Genomic DNA, 20,538 nt, shown 5'->3' on the forward strand with positions numbered 1-20,538 from the left:
CATCTCAAAGAGCCGCTGATCACGATGATCAGCGGCTCTAGCATATTTCTTCCTGAATCTTTTTATAATGATATCTTTCAAGACTAGTTGACTTGTGAATTTATTATCGTTATAGTGTGAATCAGTTCACACTTAAGTGACGCTTATTCGGCCTTAGTGCCGCCAGTGTTTACTTCACTTCCAGGCTCCATCAACATGATATGACATTCTTTTTCCGCGGAAGGCTTGATCTCAACTCCCTTGGGAACAATGTACATCTCTCCCTTGGAAATCTTCACTTGCCCATCACGAAAATCAATAATCATTTCCCCTTCGAGCACAAAAAATAACTTATCGGTTTCTTCATGAACGTGCCACTCAAAATCTCCAGCAATCTTAACGATCTTAAACTGATAGTCATTCATTTCACCAATGAGTTTCGGAGACCACAGATCGTCTAATTTCGAAAATTCCTCATTTAATTGAATAGCTTGATAGTGCATCGTCATTCCCCCTGTGTATTAAGCCTTTATATTCAGTATACGGATTTAATTTTGGGTATAACATGGATGCCTGTTGAAATCAGGATGGATTATTGATGAACTTCTGGCGATACTCAGTAGGAGAAATACCATTTTGTTTCTTGAACACTCTACTAAAATAGAAGGGATCTGCAATGCCAACGGTTTCGGCAATGTGTTGTACAGACGCGTCACTTGCAGACAACATTTGTTGCGCCATGTTTATACGATAATTCAATATATAATCTGCTGGCCCCATGCCCGCATGTCTTCTAAATACATAAGAAAGTCGATTGCGATTCACATTATATAGCTCTGCGAGCGATGATACTGTCAGGCTTTGATCATAGTTTTCATGAATATGAGTAGAGACCCGTTCGAATAAAGCATCTGATTCATTACTATTTTGCCGATGATCCACACATATTAAGGCCTCATTCAGCACATCACGGAACAGCATCTCGGTCTGAAACTTTGACATGCCTCCACGCTGATTATACACATGCCAGAGCCGCGTAATTAATTCAATTAGACGAGGGGATTGACCCGTTGATAATTCAAAATGCTGATGGGAAAAGCTTGATTCATCGAGATCCGAACTACATATTCGGTATAAAACAAGGATGTATTCCCAGTCGTTTTTATTAAACACGGTTTGGTCCAGTTTCATTTTCGCACCCCCGTGTACAACTTTTCCTGGTGAGAAGATATAGGGCGTACCATCAAATTGGAATTGAATCTTTCCTGTCAGAGGAAATACAAATCCAGGAAAAGAATCGGTATAGTCAGCGTGGGGCACGCCTGGATTTCTAGCATATCGATATATTCCTTCTACTTGAAAAGGAATGTGTGCAAAATGCGCTGCTAACTGATTCACATCTACTTTCACATTTCGTACCTCGTTTCAAAAGTGTTTGCTGGTCATGCTGACATAAATCTCTGTATATCTTACTCCAACACTATTGATAATCATTATCACTGTCAACATATAAAATGAAAAATGATGCTTTTGGCTACGCTCAAACCAGCATTAAACGGTTCCATGCCGCTTAACCGAACCAACATGGCGAATGCGGAAGCACTTTTTTTAAAATATGGGCAATGAGATCGATCTTGTGTTAACATGTGCACTAACTAATCCAATTGCATGTTTAAGAAGGGGAACTTATGTCAATTCGAATCAAAATGCTGCTGTCTTTTACGGGTATGCTCGTTATAAGCCTGCTGTTCATCCTGCTTACGGCAAGCCTGTATACGATTGCGGCTACAGGGGATCTACAGAGTTTTCGCGATATATACAAGGTACATTATCAGATCAATCCATTGACTGAACAGGGAGAATCGATCTTTCAAGAGATGAAGTTTCTGGCTAAAAATGACCCTGATGACCTGCAGAACAAGGTTTTGCTGCGTGAATATGATATGAAGCTTCGAGCTGAGAAGTCAGGGCTCTACATCAGACGAGAGAATAGTCAGATCTTCGAATCACTGACCTTCAACCAGCCAGAACTGAAGCAAGCACTGCCTGCCTATGATCTTAACAATTATCAGATTCGGAGCACCTTCAATATTGGTGAGCGATTCTACGCGTATGCGAAATTTGATTTTCAATATTCAGATGGGGAACGAGGGAGTATATTCGTCATTCGTGAGAAAAGTCCCTTTGCGGAGCTTACTCGCAAGCTGCTGCCTGTGATGTCAGTTCTGCTTATCGGTGTCCTGATTATTACCAATCTGCTTTTGTTCCGCTGGATCACTCGCAGCTTCATTAAGCCTCTGAATCAACTACGAAGTTCAGCCGAACATATTAAAGAGGGCAATCTATCCTTTAAGCTACAGTTAAATTCCAATGACGAAGTTGGGCAACTCAGCGAAGCGTTTGAGAGCATGCGGAATCAATTACAGCTCTCCTATGCGTTACGACAGCAGGACGAAGTGAACCGTAAAGAGCTCATCTCCAACATTTCGCATGATCTCCGTACGCCAATTACCAATATCAAAGGTTATATTGAGGGTATTCGTGACGGAGTGGCTAATACTCCTGAGAAAATGGAGAGTTACGTTAATATCATTCACTCCAAAGCAGTTAGCATGGACAAGCTGGTGGATGAACTGTTTTTGTATTCAAAGCTCGACTTGAACCAAGAGCCTTTCCTGTTCAAAACAGTTGATCTCGCTGATTTCCTTGAAGATAGCATTGAAGAGCTGAGATACGATCTGGAGGATAAAGGCGTTTCCTTAGAGTGGAATAATCAGGTGTCTGGTCCCGCTATGGCTGCTGTGGATCCAGAGAAGTTAAAACGTACCGTTGTTAATGTGGTCGATAATGCACTCAAATACATGGAGAATGAACACAAACAATTCGAGATTACACTTCAAGCTGATGAGACTTGGATTACGATGGCGTTTAAAGACAATGGCAGGGGAATAGCCGAAGAAGCACTACCTTATATATTTGAACGCTTCTATCGTGCAGAACAATCCCGCAATTCCTCAACGGGCGGAAGTGGGCTCGGGCTGGCAATTGCCCGCCAAATCATTGATGGACATGGGGGCTTCATCTGGGCAGAAAGCCAGCCCAATGAGGGCACGAGCATATATATCAAACTGAAACGGCTAAATGAAGAGAGGGACTAATGAGTAATGGCAAACATCTTGATCATTGAAGACGAAACAACAATTGCAGAACTGGAACGGGATTATTTTGAGCTCAACGGATTTTCTGTGGATCTCTGCCATACTGGAGATGAAGGCCTGAAGCAAGCGCTGGAGGGGGAGTACAATCTGATCATTGTTGATCTGATGCTTCCGGGACTCGACGGTTTCGAATGTTGCAGGCGCATTCGTGAGGTGAAGGAGGTGCCCATCCTTGTCGTTTCCGCGAAAAAGGAAGAAATCGATAAGATCCGGACGTTCAATCTGGGAGTCGATGACTTTATTACAAAACCGTTCAGTCCAAGTGAATTGGTTGCACGAGCAAAGGCTCATTTGACCCGATACGAGAGACTGCTTGGCAAAAATAAACCAGCCGAGCAGGATGGAATCCACATTCGCGGGCTTCACATTGACAAAGGATCACGGCGCGTTTTCGTTAATGGCGAAGAGGTGGCGATTACAACGAAGGAGTTCGAGCTGCTTGTCTTTCTTGCGAGTCATCCCAATCGTGTATTCAGCAAATCCGATCTGTTCGAGCGGATCTGGGGCATGGATTCCACCGGAGACATTGCAACGGTTACCGTCCATATTCGCAAACTGCGTGGGAAGCTGGAGACAGACCCCAAAAATCCGGAGTATATTGAAACCGTCTGGGGGGCAGGTTACCGGTTCACTGCATAAGTTTCGTGAAAATTTAGAGCCAGTTTATATTTTGTTAATAACTTTGTCCTTGGGAGTTTCTTTTTGTCCTCTATTCTATAGATACAGGCAACTACAACCTATAGAGGAGGAATTCAACCATGAATTCTACAACCCGCAAAATCGCTACATTTCTAACCATAACTGCATTAGGCACAGCAGCATTCCCGTTAACTGCGAATCAAGTACATGCAGCTACATACGTTACTAACATTGCGGCAACAACCACACAGCTTAACCAACAACAGATTGAAGCTGCTATCAAGGATCTGAATAGCTTGGGGATCATGAACGGGTATGCAGATCAATCTATGGGTGAACATCGAGCGATTACCCGTGCTGAATTAGCTTCATTGGTTTTCAAAACGTTTAATTTGGAGAGCAAGACGGGAGAAACCGTAGAACTAACAGATGTTAATCCCAATGCATGGTATGCGCCATATGCGTCAAAGCTGGTCGAACTCGGCATCATGCAGGCGAACGATGGACAATTCCAGCCACAAGCGCAAGTGACAGATGCTGAACTCGAACAGGTCGTATCCAAAGCGATGCAGCGTGATGTAAAATCCGTTCACCATTGGATGAGCGCGTTTTACTCCGAGAACGGTTCAGCAACGCGCGGCGAAACAGCAGTTTTGTTGCAAACCGCCCACCAAGCCATTCCTTCGGAGCAAGCTCAAATTGAGAGTGTCAGATCGCTGAATGCCATTACGTTAATCGTCACATTCGATAAGCCGCTGACAGCAGCGGATGAAGCTTTTACCAAGGCACAAACGGACTTTGTGTTTAACGGTGGGCTGACGTTAACCAATATGCCCCGTTTGAAAACAGGGTCAATTGCGACTTACATCGTTCCAACGTCCGTACAAAATGCTGGTGAAGTGTACAGCCTGACTTACAAAGGGCATGACGCTGGTTCCTTTGAAGGCAGTGGCACGAAAATAAACATGACAACGGCTAGTCAAGTGACGAATGATACATTCGAGATTGAAGCACTGCAAGAGAACGGTGTAGTGGATTATGGTTACATTATTTCGGCTTACAGCGGTGGTCGAGGAGCTAATGCATTCGTGCTGAATGATCAGGAGCAAGCAGGAGGCAAAACGGTTCAAATCATCTCTTCCATGCAGGCAAGACAAGTTGTAATTACGCCAGAAGGTGGCGAGCCTATCGTTGCCAGATATGTTCCGTTCACGCAATCCACAGACGGTAAACAAGAACCGAAGTTCCGTTTGCCTGAAGGACAAACGCTGAAATCAGGTGTCACATATACGGTTTCTTCAGATTGGGCCAACATCGAAAATGCTTCATTTACGGCGAAATCGTTTGATGCACTAGTGGTTGCAAGTGCTCAAGCCGTGAGCGAAACCTCCATTGAAGTTACGCTTGACCAGGATCCTGGAGATGAATTGTTCTCTGGTCGAAGTGTAACGTTAACTTCACCTAGCGGGGATGTTCTGACGGCCACTTATAAATATTCAAGTCGAAAAGGTGCGACGGGTGTATTTGACCTAACAAATGATGGGAAGTTGACTCCGGGTACTACGTATACAATAAACCCAGTTGGGGATTGGAGTATCGCTTCTTCGGTCACCTTGACACTGGAGTAAAGGAGGCAGTATGAGTAAATCGCTGATCATCGTTGTCCTGATAAGCAGTATGTTAATTGTCCAGGGCTGCGTGCCTGAAATGAGAAACGACTCTAACGTGGAGGAAAAGGCCATGACTTCAGCAGATGAACAGCTGTTCAAGGCAGTAGAGGACAGTGATACTGAACGCATCGAACAAATGATTCAAGCAGGTGCCAATATCAATGCTCAAGATCAGAATGGACGAACGGCTGCCATGATTGCAACCTACAATAATGATCTAACATCGGCCAAAGTGTTAATTGAAGCGGGTGCAGATGTGAATATACAGGACAATATGAAGAATAACCCGTTTCTGTACGCTGGCGCTGAAGGAGACTTGGATATTCTGAAGCTGACGATTAAGGCGGGAGCGGAGCCAGCGATAACGAATCGATACGGAGGGACAGCACTCATTCCAGCTTCGGAGCATGGATATGTGGATGTAGTGAAAGAACTACTGACTCAAACTTCGGTGGATGTGGACCATGTTAATCAATTAGGATGGACAGCACTACTCGAAGCAATCATTCTTAACGATGGCAATGTACAGCAGCAGGAGACGATACAATTACTCATTGAGCACGGAGCAGATGTCAACATTCCGGATCGTGATGGGGTGTCACCGCTCAGTCATGCGAAGAATAAAGGCTTCAAGGAAATTGAAGAGATTTTGGTTGGGGCTGGTGCGAGGTAGAAATAGTTTAGGGTAATAAAAGACCAGCATATTGAGGTATGAAAATGGTAATCCTGGAGCGTCTGATTCTTCTACTTTGAAGGACAGACGCTTCATTTAACAGATATGAAAATCTTAAAAAATGAATATCTCTGCTTTGAAGTTTGCTATAGTTTACGATACACCTTACATATAAAATGGAAACACCAACCATGTAAGCGTTATCTATTATTTCATGCAGGTGTCGTCAACCTTTCTCGCCTGTGCCTTGATAGCACTAACATTTACATGTTGGAATCATTCATGGAGGTGTATGATGAAGAAGAAGTCTTGGTATACTTTGGCGGTAACAGGTGTCATTTCTTTATTTTTTTCAGTAAGCGCTTTCGCGGGTTATGTGTTCTGGGAACCTCTAACCTATTTTAACGCAAGTACGTGGCAAAAAGCGGATGGGTATTCCAATGGGAACATGTTCAACTGTACCTGGAGGGCTAACAATGTTAATTTCACAAGTGATGGCAAGCTTAAGCTTGGTTTGACCAGCTCTGCACAGAACAAGTTTGATTGTGGAGAGTACCGCTCCACGAATACGTATGGATACGGTTTGTATGAAGTCAGTATGAAGCCTGCCAAAAACACAGGTGTAGTTTCCTCATTTTTCACATACACAGGACCCTCTCATGGCACACAATGGGATGAGATTGATATCGAATTTTTAGGGAAAGACACGACCAAAGTACAGTTCAATTATTATACCAACGGGGTTGGCAATCATGAGAAGATTATCAATCTCGGCTTTGATGCCTCCCAAGGTTTCCATACGTATGCATTCGATTGGCAGCCAGGACATATCAAATGGTATGTCGATGGAGTATTAAAACATACGGCAACCAGCAATATTCCAACCACACCAGGCAAAATTATGATGAACCTCTGGAATGGAACGGGTGTGGATAGCTGGCTCGGACCTTACAACGGTGCCAATCCGCTTTATGCAGAATATGATTGGGTGAAATATACGAGTAATTAAGCATCCAGGAGCAGCCGCTAACGGCTGCTTTTTTCCTGCCTCCAGGCGTTGTATTTATTCAATATGTGTATTCATTATTCAATATCCTAAATTAATGCAATAAATGTTGCAATATTAGTATGGGCATAAATATCAATCATTCATTATGATTAACCTGTAAGCAACATTACATAGACTGGGGGAACGAAGTTGGACACAAGTAAAAAGAGACGAGTAGGCAGTTTGGTTATGATCGGTGTACTGGCCCTATCAGCAGCCTTGAGTGGATGCAGCAGCGGCGGGAGCGATAAGCCAGAAGAATCAAGCACACCAGCGACAACGTTGGAACTCAAAAATGGGAAATACGATCCGCCGGTGTCTATTACATACCTGAGACCATGGGGTCCAGATGTGAAGTTTAAGCCAGGTGAGGATCAGGATAATAATGTGCATACGCAATGGGCGAAGGAGAAGCTCGGAATCGAGCTGAAAAACCAATGGATATCTCCATCGACCAACAATGCATTTGAGACCAAACTGCGTCTATCGCTGGCTTCCAACGCAGACATGCCAGATATTATTTCGTATCGCGGCGAATTCAATCTGGTGCGTGAATTGATTGAGTCCGGGAAATTTGTCGATGCTGGAGAGTTGTTTGACCAATATGCCAGTGACACATGGAAAGAAGCCGTAAACGAAGATCCTTCCGTATGGTATCCCTACATGCAAGACGGCAAAAAAATCGGCATTCCGATTCTGGATTATGCCTATAATGGCGATCCTGTGATGTGGATACGTGAAGACTGGATGAAGAAATTCAACCTGGAAGCACCTAAAACCATAGATGATCTTGAAGTCATCATGGAAACGTTTACGAACCAAGATCCCGATGGCAATGGGAAGCAGGATACGTACGGGCTGACTATCGGCTTCAAGAACTGGTTGAATACATGGATGTCAGAAGCTGGATGGGTCTTTGGCGCATATGGCACTATGCCGAACCAGTGGAATCTGACGGAAGATGGAAAACTTGAATATGGTTCCGTAACTCCTGGTGCGAAACAGGCTTTGGCCAAATTACAAAGCTGGATGAGCAAAGGATATATACCGGAGGAAGCTGGCGTATATGACGAGACGAAAGCTGCAGAAGAATTTACTGCTGGAAAAGCAGGTATTGTGGTAGGTCCTCACTGGATGCCATCCTGGCCATTGGAGGATGTGAAGAAGAACAATCCTGAGGCTGAATACAAAGCCTATCCAATTCCTTCCGGTCCAAACGGTCAAGCCGGCAGACATGGTACGTCAAACGGAAATGGCGTAATTTTGATTAACAAAGACATGAAGAATCCTGAAGCCTTTTTCACTTATCAGAACTATCTCTTTGACCACTATGCGAACCCCAAAGAGGGTGATGAATTCGAGCATGGATTTGCCGAAGGATACGATTGGGTAATGGTCGATGGGAAACCATCCACTGATGCGAGTCTTACGGGCGGCTATGCTCCTGAGAAGTACACCTTAACGTTTGATGGAGCACGCATTCCCAATCTAAGCATGACGACACTTGCGAAACTGGCAAGCGGTGAAGAAGCAACTACACCGTTCGAGAAGAAAATCAAATCAGGTGTACCCATACCTATGCTTGATGCAGCCAAGATTGTTTTGGATCAAAAAGATATCGTGTTCAATCAGATGTTTACCGGTGCACCTTCAATGACGATGCAGATGAATAATGATATTCTGACGAAGATGGAGAAGGATACCTTCTCTCAAATCGTATATGGCAAAACCTCTGTGGATGCGTTCGATTCCTTTGTTGAGAAATGGAAGTCTTCAGGCGGAGATCAGATTACGAAAGAAGTTAACGAGTGGTATGAGTCCGTGAAAAGCGGAAAATAGTCTTGGGCAGGGTCACGATCACACGATCATGGATACGGTGATCACGGCCACATAAGCAACCAAAAGGCATTGCAGGAGATAAACTCTGGCAATGCCTTTTGCTATGCAATATAAGAAATGGAGTAACGGGGAGCCTGCCTGTAAGTCGGATTTGGTCTGTGGTCCCCCTTAAACAGGCAGATTTTCCCGATATTCTTGCGGAGTAAGATCATAAAATTTCTTGAATACTCGAATGAAATATGCGGTATTGTTGTAACCCACTAGTTCAGCAATTTCGAACACTTTAGCTGTTGAAGTTCGCAAATGATATGATGCTTTCTCCATTCTCAAGCGGTATACATAGGCTGTAAGTGCTTCTCCTGTCTCAGCCTTGTAGACCTTCGACAAGTATACGGGATGCAGATGGACGTGATCAGCAATGGCAGGCAGCGAGACATCACCAGCCAGATGAATATCCACAAAACTTTTGACACTGCGCACAATGGTGCTGTGATTGTCTTTAAGCTCTTGTTCCGCATCGTCACGTATGTAATCAAGTGTGCGCATGGACCATTCCTGCAATTGCTGTGCAGTAGAATAGCTGGGAGCTTGGAAGTAGCGATAGGATTCTGCTGGCATCAATGAGGATATCTGTTTTCCATTTTTATGAATAATATAAGTAAATGCGCCTGCGATAGCAAAATATACTTCGATGGTTAACTCCGCAATATCATGATGTTCATTCGAGTGCAGCAACTCTTCAAAAATATGTTCGATTTTACGTCCCACATCGTCAAAGCGTCCAGCTTCTAGAAGACTGATCAACGTCGGCGGCTGATAGAGAGACCTGATTGTATGAAGGGGATTGGTCTCCGTCTCATCAGAGGCTGTTACAAACAAGCCTTGAACTTGTCCCATCCGTTTCCGCATGGACATGACCGTGCGCTCATATATTTCTCCGATTTCATGAGGGGACTTTCCCCAGTTGGATACAGAAATGGAGATTGCACCTTTCAAGTATAACTGAACGTTGGTTTGAATCTGGGCAGCATACTGCTCAAGCAACGTCTGAGGTGTCTCGCTTCTGCTGAAACTCATCGTTGTCGCAGGTTTCATACTAACTAGAACAACAATGTAATCGTGAACATCCCGGGTGTGCCAGATATGAAAATGAGTATGCATCACTTCACTAATGATATTGCATATAGCATATTCCATCAGAGCAAGATCGCTATGAGCCATGTCGGATAGGTGCTCTTCCATGCGAATAATCAACATGCCGAGATCCTCACCAACGAAGTAGGGAAGCTCCAGCAGATCCAGCTTGTTTTCCAGCGTCTTCTGATCATAGACTTTTCCTGTCAGCAGCTCATGCAGCATCGTGGATTGCAGTAACGGCAGATGATCCTGAAAGGCGTGGAGGGCTCTCTGATGGGAAGCCGCAGCTTCCCATTTATCTTTAATTCGATGAACGAGACGTTGGACCGATTCGATGAGATCTTCATCGCTAACCGGTTTTAGCAAGTAATCGAAGCTTTCCTGCGCAATAGCCTGTTTTGCGTATTCAAAATCTGCGTGACCTGATAACAGGATCGTTTGTACATGGGGCCACTTTTCATGAATCGCTGTAATAAGTGCAATACCCGACATTTCGGGCATGCGTATGTCTGTAATGACAATGTCAATGTCGTGGTTTTCCATGATTTCCAACGCTACCGCGCCGGATAGTGCTTCATGGACCGTGCCGATCCCGCAGCTTTCCCACGGAATGGTCTCTGACAGGGTCTCCACAACTGAACGTTCATCGTCCACCAGTAATATTTGCAGCATGGGGCTTTCACCTACTTGTTAGTATTGTCGTGCCATACGATGTTAACTTTTACACCACCCAATGCAGAATGATCATAGGTAAGTCCTGATCCATCACCATACAGAAATGATAAACGCTGATGGACGTTCCAGGTACCGCAACCCATGTTCTCATCAAGGGGTTTGTGAAGATTATTTTTCAAGTCCTCAAGTTGTTCATCAGACATGCCAAGTCCGCTGTCTTCCACTGTAATCGTGTATACATCATCCTTGCAGTCCGCATAAATTTTGATCTCACCGTTCTGTGATTTGGGCTCCAAGCCATGAATGATAGCGTTCTCAATGATAGGCTGCAGAGTCAGTCTGGGAACCGTTTTATCTAAAATATCATGGGGCACTTCGATTGTAAAATGCATCCGTTCCAGTCGAAGCGACTGAATTTCCAAATAATTTTCGACCATCGTCAGTTCTTCACGAAGCGTGGCTTGATCCTTTTCGGACCTGGTTATGTATCGGTAATACTCTCCCAGATTCAGGGCCATGGCTACCACAGCCTTTTCATTTTTCATTCGGGCCATGTTCTTGATGTAAAACAGACAATTATAGAGAAAATGCGGGTTAATCTGCGATTGCAGCTGTTTTAGCGTAGCTTCGCGACTTCTTAATTTCTCCTCATATACGTTCTCGATTAACTCTTGAATTCGTTGAGCCATAATGTTGAATCGAGCAAATAAAAGACTGAATTCATTGCGCGCAGGATGATGCAGACGAACGGAAAAATCCCCGGTAGACAAACGATTTGTTCCTTTCACTAACTGTAAGAGTGGAAGCTGCACACTGCGATAGAGTGTATACAACACAACTACGCTCATCACGATCAGAACGGCAATTGAAGCGTAAAAGAGATTACGGCTGCTCGTAATCGGCTTTAGTATTTGCTGCATGGGAACATAGTCAACATAGTACCAGCCGAGGCTCTTGGATTGAATGTAAGAGACGTAATATTCCGTCTTGTTCAACGTTGTGCTGAATCCGCCACTGGCTTTCAGATTTGCTTCTTTCAGAGAAGGCAGGATGGAATTTAATGTATCCTTTCCAGAGCTATTACTGATTAAACCATATTCCGGATGGAACATAAACGGATCACCTTTGTTGTTTAACTTGTTTTGATTCAGAAGTGCAGTTAAATGGTGAGCCGGAAAACTGATTTTGGTAATTAAACGAGCTTTGCCGGGTTTCGCCATTGCAGTCGTTGGATCGGTCGTATACCAGATGAATTGATGATCGGCATAGGTCCAGGACTGCGAAAGCGGCTCCGTAAATTCGTTATCCTTGTAAGGGATGTAAGCATAATAATCCGTTGATATCACTTTTTTCATCCGGGGGAAGTATAGCGTAATCGTCGAATGCCATTTACTTGCTGCGTTGTACAGATTCATCTTCTCCAGAATGGCACTTCCGACTTTTACACGTTCGTAAGGTACATCTTTGTAGTCGGGGCGTTGATATTCCTGAATACTGGAATCTTGTCCAATGGACATCCCATATAGCGATAATTGGTAAATGTTAGATTCTACTGATTCCGCAAATGTCGATAGATGATTCATCGTATTGTTCTGAATCTCATGTTCAATAACTCGCACGCTTTCCCGGTTGGAGTAGGTGTAGAGAAACAATACCAAAATATGCAGCATCACAAACAACAAGGTGATTTTGGTAAAGACATTCATGCGCGTGAGCAAAGTTCAACCTCCTTAATCTCATTTAAATAGTGATATCGTTGTTGCAATATTAGGATATAGATCGCAAATTACCATTGCTATAATTTTAATATACAAGTTCACGATGACTTGTAAAATACAAATTTTAGAACATGGGGGATGCAGGAGTGAAGGAACATACGTTAGAAACGCCGCATAAACGGCGCTCCACCAGAGTCAAGCAGCGCTGGAATATGCAACGAAATTGGACATTGCATATGATGCTCGTTCCAGCGGTACTGCTGGCAATAGTGTTTCAGTACATACCGATGGGTGGTATTGTGATTGCTTTTCAGGATTTCAAGCCATACCTGGGATTTTCGGAGTCCAAATGGGTAGGTTGGGACAACTTTAGATACTTGTTTTTATATCCGGATGTAGGCCAAGTAATCTGGAATACGCTAGTCATTGCATTTTTCAAAATCATCGCAGGATTATTCGCTCCATTCTTGTTTGCCATTTTGTTGAATGAAGTCCGTTTGGTGGCATTCAAAAGAGTAAGTCAAACGCTCGTCTATCTGCCGCATTTCCTATCGTGGGTTATCCTCGGCGGAATTTTGCTTGATATTCTGTCTCCGCAAGGAGGCATGGTGAATCAGCTTGTCGTAGCATTCGGAGGAGAGCCAATCTTTTTCCTTGGTGATGGGACATGGTTCCGGATCACGCTAATCGTCAGCGATGTCTGGAAAGAATTTGGTTTTGGTACGATCGTATTTCTGGCTTCTCTATCAGGCATTAATCCGGCGCTTTACGAGGCGGCTGAAGTGGATGGGGCCAATCGCTTTAAACAGACGCTGCACATTACAATTCCAGCATTGATGCCGATCACGATTGTACTGATGACACTCTCCATCGGCAACATCCTGAATGCCGGTTTTGATCAGGTATTCAACCTGTACAATCCGCTTGTCTATGACAAAGGCGATATTATCGACACATTTGTATATCGACTGGGGATTCTGAACGGGAAGATGAGTTTTGCCACAGCAGTAGGGTTGTTCAAATCTGTGGTTGCTACCATTTTGATTGTTATATCGTACAGAATGGCTTACAAACTGGCCAATTATCGAGTTTTCTAGAGAGGAGAAAAGGGCTTGTATTATAAAACAAAAGGATACCGCATATTCAGCATCGCTAACTATACTTTTCTTGGCATATTATCAGTACTTTGCATTTTACCTATTATTCATATTTTAGCCGTTTCATTCAGCAGTATGGCCCCAGCTTCATCGAACTTGGTCACCTTATGGCCCATTGGTTTCACAACGGATGCTTACGTGAAAACCTTCGGTAATTCCAACTTCATTAACTCGCTGCTGGTATCTCTTAAACGAACTATCATTGCAACGATTCTCGGTATGGTCATTATGCTCATCACTGCATTTCCGTTGTCGAAAGAAGATATCAGTTTCAAAGGTCGCTCCTTATATACGTGGTTTTTCGTATTTACCATTTTGTTCAGCGGCGGTTTAATTCCAAGTTACATTCTGATCCAGAAGCTTGGTCTAATGAATACAATCTGGGCACTGATTCTGCCCGGAGCACTGTCGGTGTGGAACGTCATTCTCATGATGAATTTCTTTCGCGGTTTGCCCAAAGAGCTTGAAGAAGCAGCCTATTTGGATGGAGCAGGTCATATCAAAACATTGATTCTGGTCTACGTTCCACTGTCGCTCCCGGCGATCGCAACCTTGTCTTTATTTACGATGGTGTATCAGTGGAACTCCTGGTTCGACGGGATGATCTACATGTCTGATATTAAAAATTATCCGCTTGCTTCTCTATTACAGACCATTATCGTTCAGCAAGACCTCAGTAAAATCAACGTGGATCCATCCATGCTGGAGAATATCTCTCAGCGAACTGTACGCGCAGCACAGATCTTTATAGGTGCTCTTCCGATTCTGATGGTTTACCCGTTTTTGCAGCGTTTCTTCGTAAAAGGAATCGTTATTGGAGCCGTCAAGGAATAGGTAGGCTATGCAATGTAAGCATAACTGAGCTGAGGGAGGAAGTAAGATGAGAAGAGGACTGGCCTGGTTGGTTGTCTCGAGTTTAATGGCTTCGCTCGTTTATCCAGCAACAGCTGGAGCTGAAAGCGTACAGGGTTCAGGGGAGGTGGGGAATGTGCAGGCGAAAAGCCTGCACTCCCCTGTTTCTTATAAAGATCTGAGCGGGCATTGGTCACAATCTGCAGTTACACGGTTGCAAGACTTGGATCTATTGAAAGGGTACACGGATGGCACATTTAAGCCCAGTCAGGTCATTAGCCGATCTGAATTCGTTATGATTCTGGATCGGGCCTTTGGTTTCGCCGGTAATGCCGCGACAGGTTCATATGCGGATGTGACTTCAGACGATTGGTACTATGACGTGATGGTACGAGCGAATGGTTCTGGCATCATCGAAGGAACAGACCGTGAACATTTGTCACCACATCAACCGATTACACGCCAAGATGCAGCCGTTATGGTGGATCGAGCTTTTCAACTTTCAACGGCCACGAACGAAGATAGTGAACTATCGAAGTTTCAGGATGTAGATGATGTTTCCAGTTATTCCAAGAAAGCGCTTACCTATCTGGTGAACGAAAATATTATAAAAGGTTTCCAGGGGAAATTAACTCCCAAAGCCCCGATTACAAGAGCAGAGACCGCACAATTATTGTCCGCGATGATTGCCGATGTGAAAAGTTCACCCGGAACATATGAGTCCCAGGTGGATGGAAACTTAATACTAAAATCCACGGACATCACATTAAAAAATGTGTTCATCAACGGAAATCTGCTACTAGCTGAAGGAATAGGTGAGGGGTCTATTGTGCTTCAAGGCGTAACCGTTACAGGAAAGGTCATTGTTAAAGGCGGCGGTCATTCGATCAACATCAGCAACTCCAAGCTGAATCAATTGGTGATTGATAAACGCGGGAAGCCTGTCAAAGTTACCATGACAGAAGAAAACGCCATTCAAGAGGTGCTTGTTATGCAGAAATCCATATTGGAAATTTCTTCGAATAGCTTGATCGATTCGATGAATATACGCCCAGAAGCGAGTCAGACACAGATCAATACGAATGGTACAATTAAAAAATTGAGTGTGGATGCCAATGATGTTGTCATTAACGGTGAGAAAGTAAAACCTGGATTGCGCACTGCCATGGTGGGTGAAGCGCAACAAACTAATTCATCAGAGCCTGGCGGTTCAACGAATGCACCAAGCAATCCAATACCATCTGTTCCAGAGGGGCAAACCCCACCGACACCATCGAATCCAAGTAATCCGGCGGGTGAAAAGCCGATTCCGGCAACAACAATTCCGCATGATCAATGGGAACTTGTCTGGAATGATGAGTTCGATGGACCTGTGATCGATTCTTCCAAATGGACCGTGCAGGATACGGGGCTGGTCTATAACAATGAATTGCAATATTACAGCCCAGACAATACTCGTATTACGAAAGATCAGAATCGAAGCGTGTTACAGATTGAAGCGAAAAAAGGGCAGAAAAATGGTAAAGATTACAGCTCTGGTAAATTGATCTCCATGGGAAAAGGTGACTGGACCTACGGTAAAGTGGTGGTACGTGCGAAGCTTCCTATAGAAAAAGGCATGTGGCCTGCCATATGGATGATGCCAACAGACGAAGCACATTATGGAGGATGGCCTGCCTCTGGAGAGATCGATATTATGGAGTTAATTGGTGGCAAAGAGAGTAATAACAAGGTATATAGCACTTTGCATTATGACAGCGTGAAACCTGACGGTTCCCACGGACACGATCAGGGAAGCCTCACTCTTCCGAAGGGAGAAACTTTTGCAGACGATTATCATGATTTCCAGGTTGAATGGTTGCCGGGCATGATTCGCTTCTATGTGGATGGAAAGCTACACCATGAAGTGACCAACTGGCAAACAAAGGCCGCGGGCCAACCTGAGTATTACACGTTCCCTGCACCATTTGATCGTCCATTCTATCTGATTCTGAATCTGGCAGTTGGAGGAGACTGGCCGGGCTCACCTGAAAGCAACTTCACTTCCGAAAAGATGAATGTTGATTTTGTGCGAGTATATTCTTATAAAAATCTAGACACATGGCCTGATGTAACAACAAATCCCATCGAGCCTGCTCAACAGCGTGAACCACAAACCGATGGCAATCAAATCTATAATGATCATTTTTCAGAAGGTTCTGGTGAAAATGGTGTTCCTCTTCAGTGGAAATTCATTACAAATGCTGATGGAGCCGGCAGTGTCAACGTTGTAAATGATGAGCAGAAAGGTAAAGCAGCACAAGTTACTATTGATGCATCGGGGACTGAAAACTATTCAATTCAACTCACTCAGATGCCGATGTACATCCAGAAAAACAAAAAATACAAAATACAATTTGATGCGAAGGCATCTGCTAACCGTACAATCATGTCCAAGGTGAACCAATACGAAAAAAGCTGGACGAATTACTCCGGTGACCATCCCTTTGCACTCACAACAGATTGGAACTCCTATGAGTATACCTTCAATATGAGGGATGGATCAGATAATAACGCCAGATTTGAATTTAATTTGGGACTCGATGATAAAACCGTTTGGTTTGCCAATGTTCGACTGGTTGAATTGGGTGAGGCTGACCCACTAACTGTAGAACGTACCACGCTGCCTGATGGGAATTTTATCTACAATGGCACATTTGATCAAGGGAAGGACCGTCTAGGTTTCTGGACCAGCAGCGTTCAGGAAAACGCTGAAGCCAAGGTTAGTGTGAACAACTTTTTGAAATTCCCGATTATGGAGCGTCAGCTAGTCGTTGATGTTACTCAAACGAATGGTGATCCACAGCAGGTTTCCGTGAACCAACCGGAGTTGAAACTGGAGGCAAATACAACCTATGGCTTCTCCTTTGAAGCTAAGGCAGATACACCGCGAAGCATGGACATTGATGTTGTCAGCAGTGATGGACATTCGGTACAGGTTTATCAAGGGCAGAACCTTTCATTAAGCAAAGAGATGAGAACCTATACTGGAGAAATTAACATTGGTGAAGGAGCATCCATTGCAAATTCCGAGCTTAGACTCTTATTTGGCAGTTCCAAAGGTAAGGTATATGTGGACAATGTTCGTCTGATGAAACGCGGAAAACCTCTTTCAGTGAATGGATACGCCCATGTACCTGCAACCGAAGCGTGGATGATGCAAGGCTTGCAACTCGAGGACTCCACTGAAGGAGGCAAACACGTCAGCTACATGGATCAGGGAGATTTGCTTCAATATAAAATTGATGTAGCACAAGATGGTTTTTACACCCTATCTGCCCGGTTAGCCAGTGGCAAGAGTGACTCGAATGTTAAGTTGAGCATTCAGGATGAGCAAGGTACCGCCGTTGCACAATCGAACGTGAGTCTGGGGGACACAGGAGGATGGTAAGCATACAAAACAGTGTATTTCCCAGCGGCGGCGCTGACAGCAGGCAAATCATATTATGTGAACTTTGAAGGGGCAAATTATAACACACGCTGGATGGATATTTCACAAAGCAAAGTTCAGAACGGTGAGCTTGGAGCTGATCTGAATCATTGGGAGCTAATTCCTAATGATCTGACAACTTCATATATCGAAGGCAAAGGCCTGCAGATTAACTTGCCAGGTACGAGTGAGCATTGGTGGGATGACTTGTTGCAACAAGGTCAGATTGAACTTGGCGCAAACAAAACGTATCGACTTACCTTCGACGCATCGGCTTCGAGTGCCAAATCCATGCAGGCGGTTCTTTCACAGCATGAAGGGGACTTTGTGAAGTATCTGGAAAAAGAAGTGGAATTAACTGCAGATCAAAAGTCGTATGCTTATACATTCACCATGGGAGACACTGCGGATTCGGCAGCAATACTTGCATTTGGGTTAGGCTACCCGCTATCCTCAGGGAATCATCAGATTTCCATCGGTAATGTACAATTATATGAAGTTAACCCGAATGCAGATCGGGGAGGGCAACCGGCTCATGTCAATATTATTCCAAATGGGGATTTCTCCAAAGGTACTGAGGGTTGGTTTACCCATGCGGATGGTAATGCAGCAGACCTTGAAATCCATGTTAACAATCAACAACTTCAAGCGAAGATTGGAAATGTAGGATTGAATCCATGGAATCGTCAGGTTATCAACGAAGGATTTGGCATCCAAAAGGGGTTCAAGTACAAACTTACATTTAAAGCCAAAGCCGAGAAGTCCAGAAAGTTGGGCTTGGGTATTGGATGGGTTGATGCAGCATCAAATTATGAATGGCATGGTTACTTTGGACAACAAGTTGATCTGACTCCAGAAGAGCAGGAATATACGTTTACATTTGACGCTACAGAAGAAAGTTATCCAAAAGCTCGAATCTCATTTGATCTGGGTAACATCGGCGGTGTGGGAGATGGCAACACAATGATCACCTTGTCCAATGTCAGCCTGATCAAACTCGGTCCTATCCAATAGCTTATTGTTCCTGATAAATAAAAAAGAGGCTTACACTGTATTTGAATCTTGTTGTGATATACATGAAAAGCCGCCAATTGGCGGCTTTTTGGGCTTCATAGCTTATCATTACAGCATGAAATTAGATATCCAGTTTACGATTACTAATCCATTTCACCATTTCAGGATCGTTATGGGAGAAGAACAGGCTTTGCTTAGTATCTAGCGCAGTAATCGACTCGATATCCTCGTGGCTTAATTCGAAATCAAAGATATTGAAGTTTTCAATAATTCTATCTTTACGAACCGATTTTGGAATGACAACGACTTCTCGTTGGGTCAACCAGCGCAAAACCACCTGAGCGACCGATTTGTTGTACTTTTCACCTATAGATACCAGTACCTCATTCTGGAACAAGTCATTTTTCCCTTCAGCAAAAGGTGCCCAAGACTCGATCTGAACATTATTTTCTTTCATGAATTGTCCAGTTAAGATCTGCTGGTTGAAGGGATGCGTTTCGACTTGGTTTACAGCAGGAGTTACTTCGTTTTGCAGAATCAAATCGATCAGACGATCCGGCTGGAAGTTACTTACTCCGATTGCACGTACTTTTCCTTCACGATACAATTCCTCCATCGCACGCCAAGAGCCATGTACGTCTCCAAAAGGTTGATGAATTAAATATAAATCCAAATAGTCCAATTGTAATCGTTGCAAGGATTTCTCAAATGCTAATTTTGTGCGTTCATAACCTGTATCCTGAACCCAAAGTTTCGTTGTGACAAATAATTCTTCTCTCGCCACACCGCTACGTTTAATGGCTCTACCAACGGCTTCCTCATTTAAATAAGAAGCGGCTGTATCAATGAGTCGGTAACCTGCCGATAGGGCATCTATAACACTTTGTTCACACTCGTTTGCATCTGCAATCTGAAACACACCAAAGCCGAGGATCGGCATTTCAACACCATTATTTAAAGTTACTTTTTCCATGTATTTTCCCTCCAGTTATAGCATGTCTATATTATTGCATTCCTGATCTCAGAACCGATATCTAATTTGTCTTATATGCTTGCCGATTTCTCTTATTACCTATGCATGAAGAATAAAGTTATTCAGGAATGACATCATAAAGAAGTAGTATATATCTCAATTCCAGAGGAGGATACCTTTTATGGCTAACCAGAAGAAACGAAAAGAAGCTGCCTGGAAGTCACGAAAGCAAGAACAGCATCCCCATGGTAAAATCAAATCGCTAAAAGAATTGTCCAGCGAATATGAAGAGAAACATACTACAAGTTAAGCAAAAGACTGTCGGAGAACATGCCGGCAGTCTTTCTTTACCTTTATAGATAACATGTGATTTCCCGTTCTAAAAACGAATGAACAACACTTGGAATATCCATATAGTTCGTAAATAACTGTGAACAAATCGTTAATTCGTTGACATTACATGTTATTTTTATTAGA

Annotated in this window: 16 protein-coding genes; 11 read left to right on the top strand and 5 right to left on the bottom strand. The window is 43.7% G+C overall.

The window, feature by feature from the left end; translation table 11 throughout:
* Positions 1–143: 143 nt before the first annotated feature.
* Both NYE45_RS15170 and NYE45_RS15175 read right to left on the bottom strand, forming a co-directional pair.
* The gene (locus tag NYE45_RS15170; protein ID WP_340012945.1) at positions 144–482 is read right to left on the bottom strand and encodes a cupin domain-containing protein; all 339 of its coding nucleotides are present in this window, start codon (positions 480–482) and stop codon (positions 144–146) included.
* 79 nt (positions 483–561) lie between these two features.
* Positions 562–1,389 carry an AraC family transcriptional regulator gene (locus NYE45_RS15175; RefSeq protein ID WP_340012946.1) on the bottom strand — a complete coding sequence of 276 codons (828 nt, stop codon included), beginning with the start codon at positions 1,387–1,389 and terminating at the stop codon, positions 562–564.
* Between the two features lie 278 nt (positions 1,390–1,667).
* Between NYE45_RS15175 and NYE45_RS15180 the strand changes: the two genes are divergently transcribed.
* From NYE45_RS15180 to NYE45_RS15205, 6 genes are all read left to right on the top strand, one after another.
* Positions 1,668–3,137: a HAMP domain-containing sensor histidine kinase gene (locus NYE45_RS15180; RefSeq protein WP_340012947.1), complete on the top strand. Its 1,470-nt coding sequence runs from the start codon at positions 1,668–1,670 to the stop codon at positions 3,135–3,137.
* Between the two features lie 6 nt (positions 3,138–3,143).
* Complete coding sequence (locus tag NYE45_RS15185) at positions 3,144–3,836, top strand: response regulator transcription factor (RefSeq protein ID WP_340012948.1); 693 nt, start codon at positions 3,144–3,146, stop codon at positions 3,834–3,836.
* Positions 3,837–3,955: 119 nt separating this feature from the next.
* Entirely contained in the window at positions 3,956–5,464 is a 1,509-nt protein-coding gene (locus tag NYE45_RS15190) for an S-layer homology domain-containing protein (RefSeq protein WP_340012949.1), read from the top strand.
* A 10-nt stretch (positions 5,465–5,474) separates the two neighbouring features.
* A complete protein-coding gene (locus NYE45_RS15195) occupies positions 5,475–6,179 on the top strand; it encodes an ankyrin repeat domain-containing protein (protein ID WP_340012950.1) in 705 nt (234 codons plus the stop codon).
* 295 nt (positions 6,180–6,474) lie between these two features.
* Positions 6,475–7,188 carry a glycoside hydrolase family 16 protein gene (locus tag NYE45_RS15200; protein WP_340012952.1) on the top strand — a complete coding sequence of 238 codons (714 nt, stop codon included), beginning with the start codon at positions 6,475–6,477 and terminating at the stop codon, positions 7,186–7,188.
* A 189-nt stretch (positions 7,189–7,377) separates the two neighbouring features.
* Entirely contained in the window at positions 7,378–9,066 is a 1,689-nt protein-coding gene (locus tag NYE45_RS15205; protein WP_340012953.1) for an extracellular solute-binding protein, read from the top strand.
* Positions 9,067–9,234: 168 nt separating this feature from the next.
* Here NYE45_RS15205 and NYE45_RS15210 read toward each other — a convergent pair whose 3' ends face one another.
* Both NYE45_RS15210 and NYE45_RS15215 read right to left on the bottom strand, forming a co-directional pair.
* The gene (locus NYE45_RS15210) at positions 9,235–10,875 is read right to left on the bottom strand and encodes a response regulator (RefSeq protein WP_340012954.1); all 1,641 of its coding nucleotides are present in this window, start codon (positions 10,873–10,875) and stop codon (positions 9,235–9,237) included.
* Positions 10,876–10,886: 11 nt separating this feature from the next.
* Positions 10,887–12,596, bottom strand: coding sequence for a sensor histidine kinase (locus tag NYE45_RS15215; protein WP_340012955.1), 1,710 nt, complete (start codon positions 12,594–12,596; stop codon positions 10,887–10,889).
* A 212-nt stretch (positions 12,597–12,808) separates the two neighbouring features.
* On the opposite strand from NYE45_RS15215, the gene NYE45_RS15220 reads away from it, so the two are divergent.
* The 4 genes from NYE45_RS15220 to NYE45_RS15235 are packed head-to-tail and all read left to right on the top strand — an operon-like array spanning position 12,809 to position 19,088.
* Positions 12,809–13,693, top strand: a complete 885-nt coding sequence (locus NYE45_RS15220) for an ABC transporter permease subunit (RefSeq protein WP_340017376.1) — start codon at positions 12,809–12,811, stop codon at positions 13,691–13,693.
* A 15-nt stretch (positions 13,694–13,708) separates the two neighbouring features.
* On the top strand, positions 13,709–14,587 hold the full coding sequence (locus NYE45_RS15225; protein ID WP_340012956.1) for a carbohydrate ABC transporter permease: 879 nt from the start codon (positions 13,709–13,711) through the stop codon (positions 14,585–14,587).
* Positions 14,588–14,633: 46 nt separating this feature from the next.
* On the top strand, positions 14,634–18,035 hold the full coding sequence (locus tag NYE45_RS15230) for an S-layer homology domain-containing protein (protein WP_340012958.1): 3,402 nt from the start codon (positions 14,634–14,636) through the stop codon (positions 18,033–18,035).
* A 12-nt stretch (positions 18,036–18,047) separates the two neighbouring features.
* The gene (locus NYE45_RS15235; protein WP_340012959.1) at positions 18,048–19,088 is read left to right on the top strand and encodes a carbohydrate binding domain-containing protein; all 1,041 of its coding nucleotides are present in this window, start codon (positions 18,048–18,050) and stop codon (positions 19,086–19,088) included.
* A gap of 121 nt (positions 19,089–19,209) precedes the next feature.
* Here the strand turns inward: NYE45_RS15235 and NYE45_RS15240 are convergent, their stop codons facing one another.
* On the bottom strand, positions 19,210–20,061 hold the full coding sequence (locus NYE45_RS15240; protein WP_340012961.1) for an aldo/keto reductase: 852 nt from the start codon (positions 20,059–20,061) through the stop codon (positions 19,210–19,212).
* 181 nt (positions 20,062–20,242) lie between these two features.
* On the opposite strand from NYE45_RS15240, the gene NYE45_RS15245 reads away from it, so the two are divergent.
* Positions 20,243–20,371: a DUF6254 family protein gene (locus NYE45_RS15245; protein ID WP_222126790.1), complete on the top strand. Its 129-nt coding sequence runs from the start codon at positions 20,243–20,245 to the stop codon at positions 20,369–20,371.
* Positions 20,372–20,538 lie beyond the last annotated feature (167 nt).

It is taken from the genome of Paenibacillus sp. FSL K6-1318 (genome assembly GCF_037976905.1).
In the GTDB taxonomy this organism is placed as follows: domain Bacteria; phylum Bacillota; class Bacilli; order Paenibacillales; family Paenibacillaceae; genus Paenibacillus; species Paenibacillus amylolyticus_A.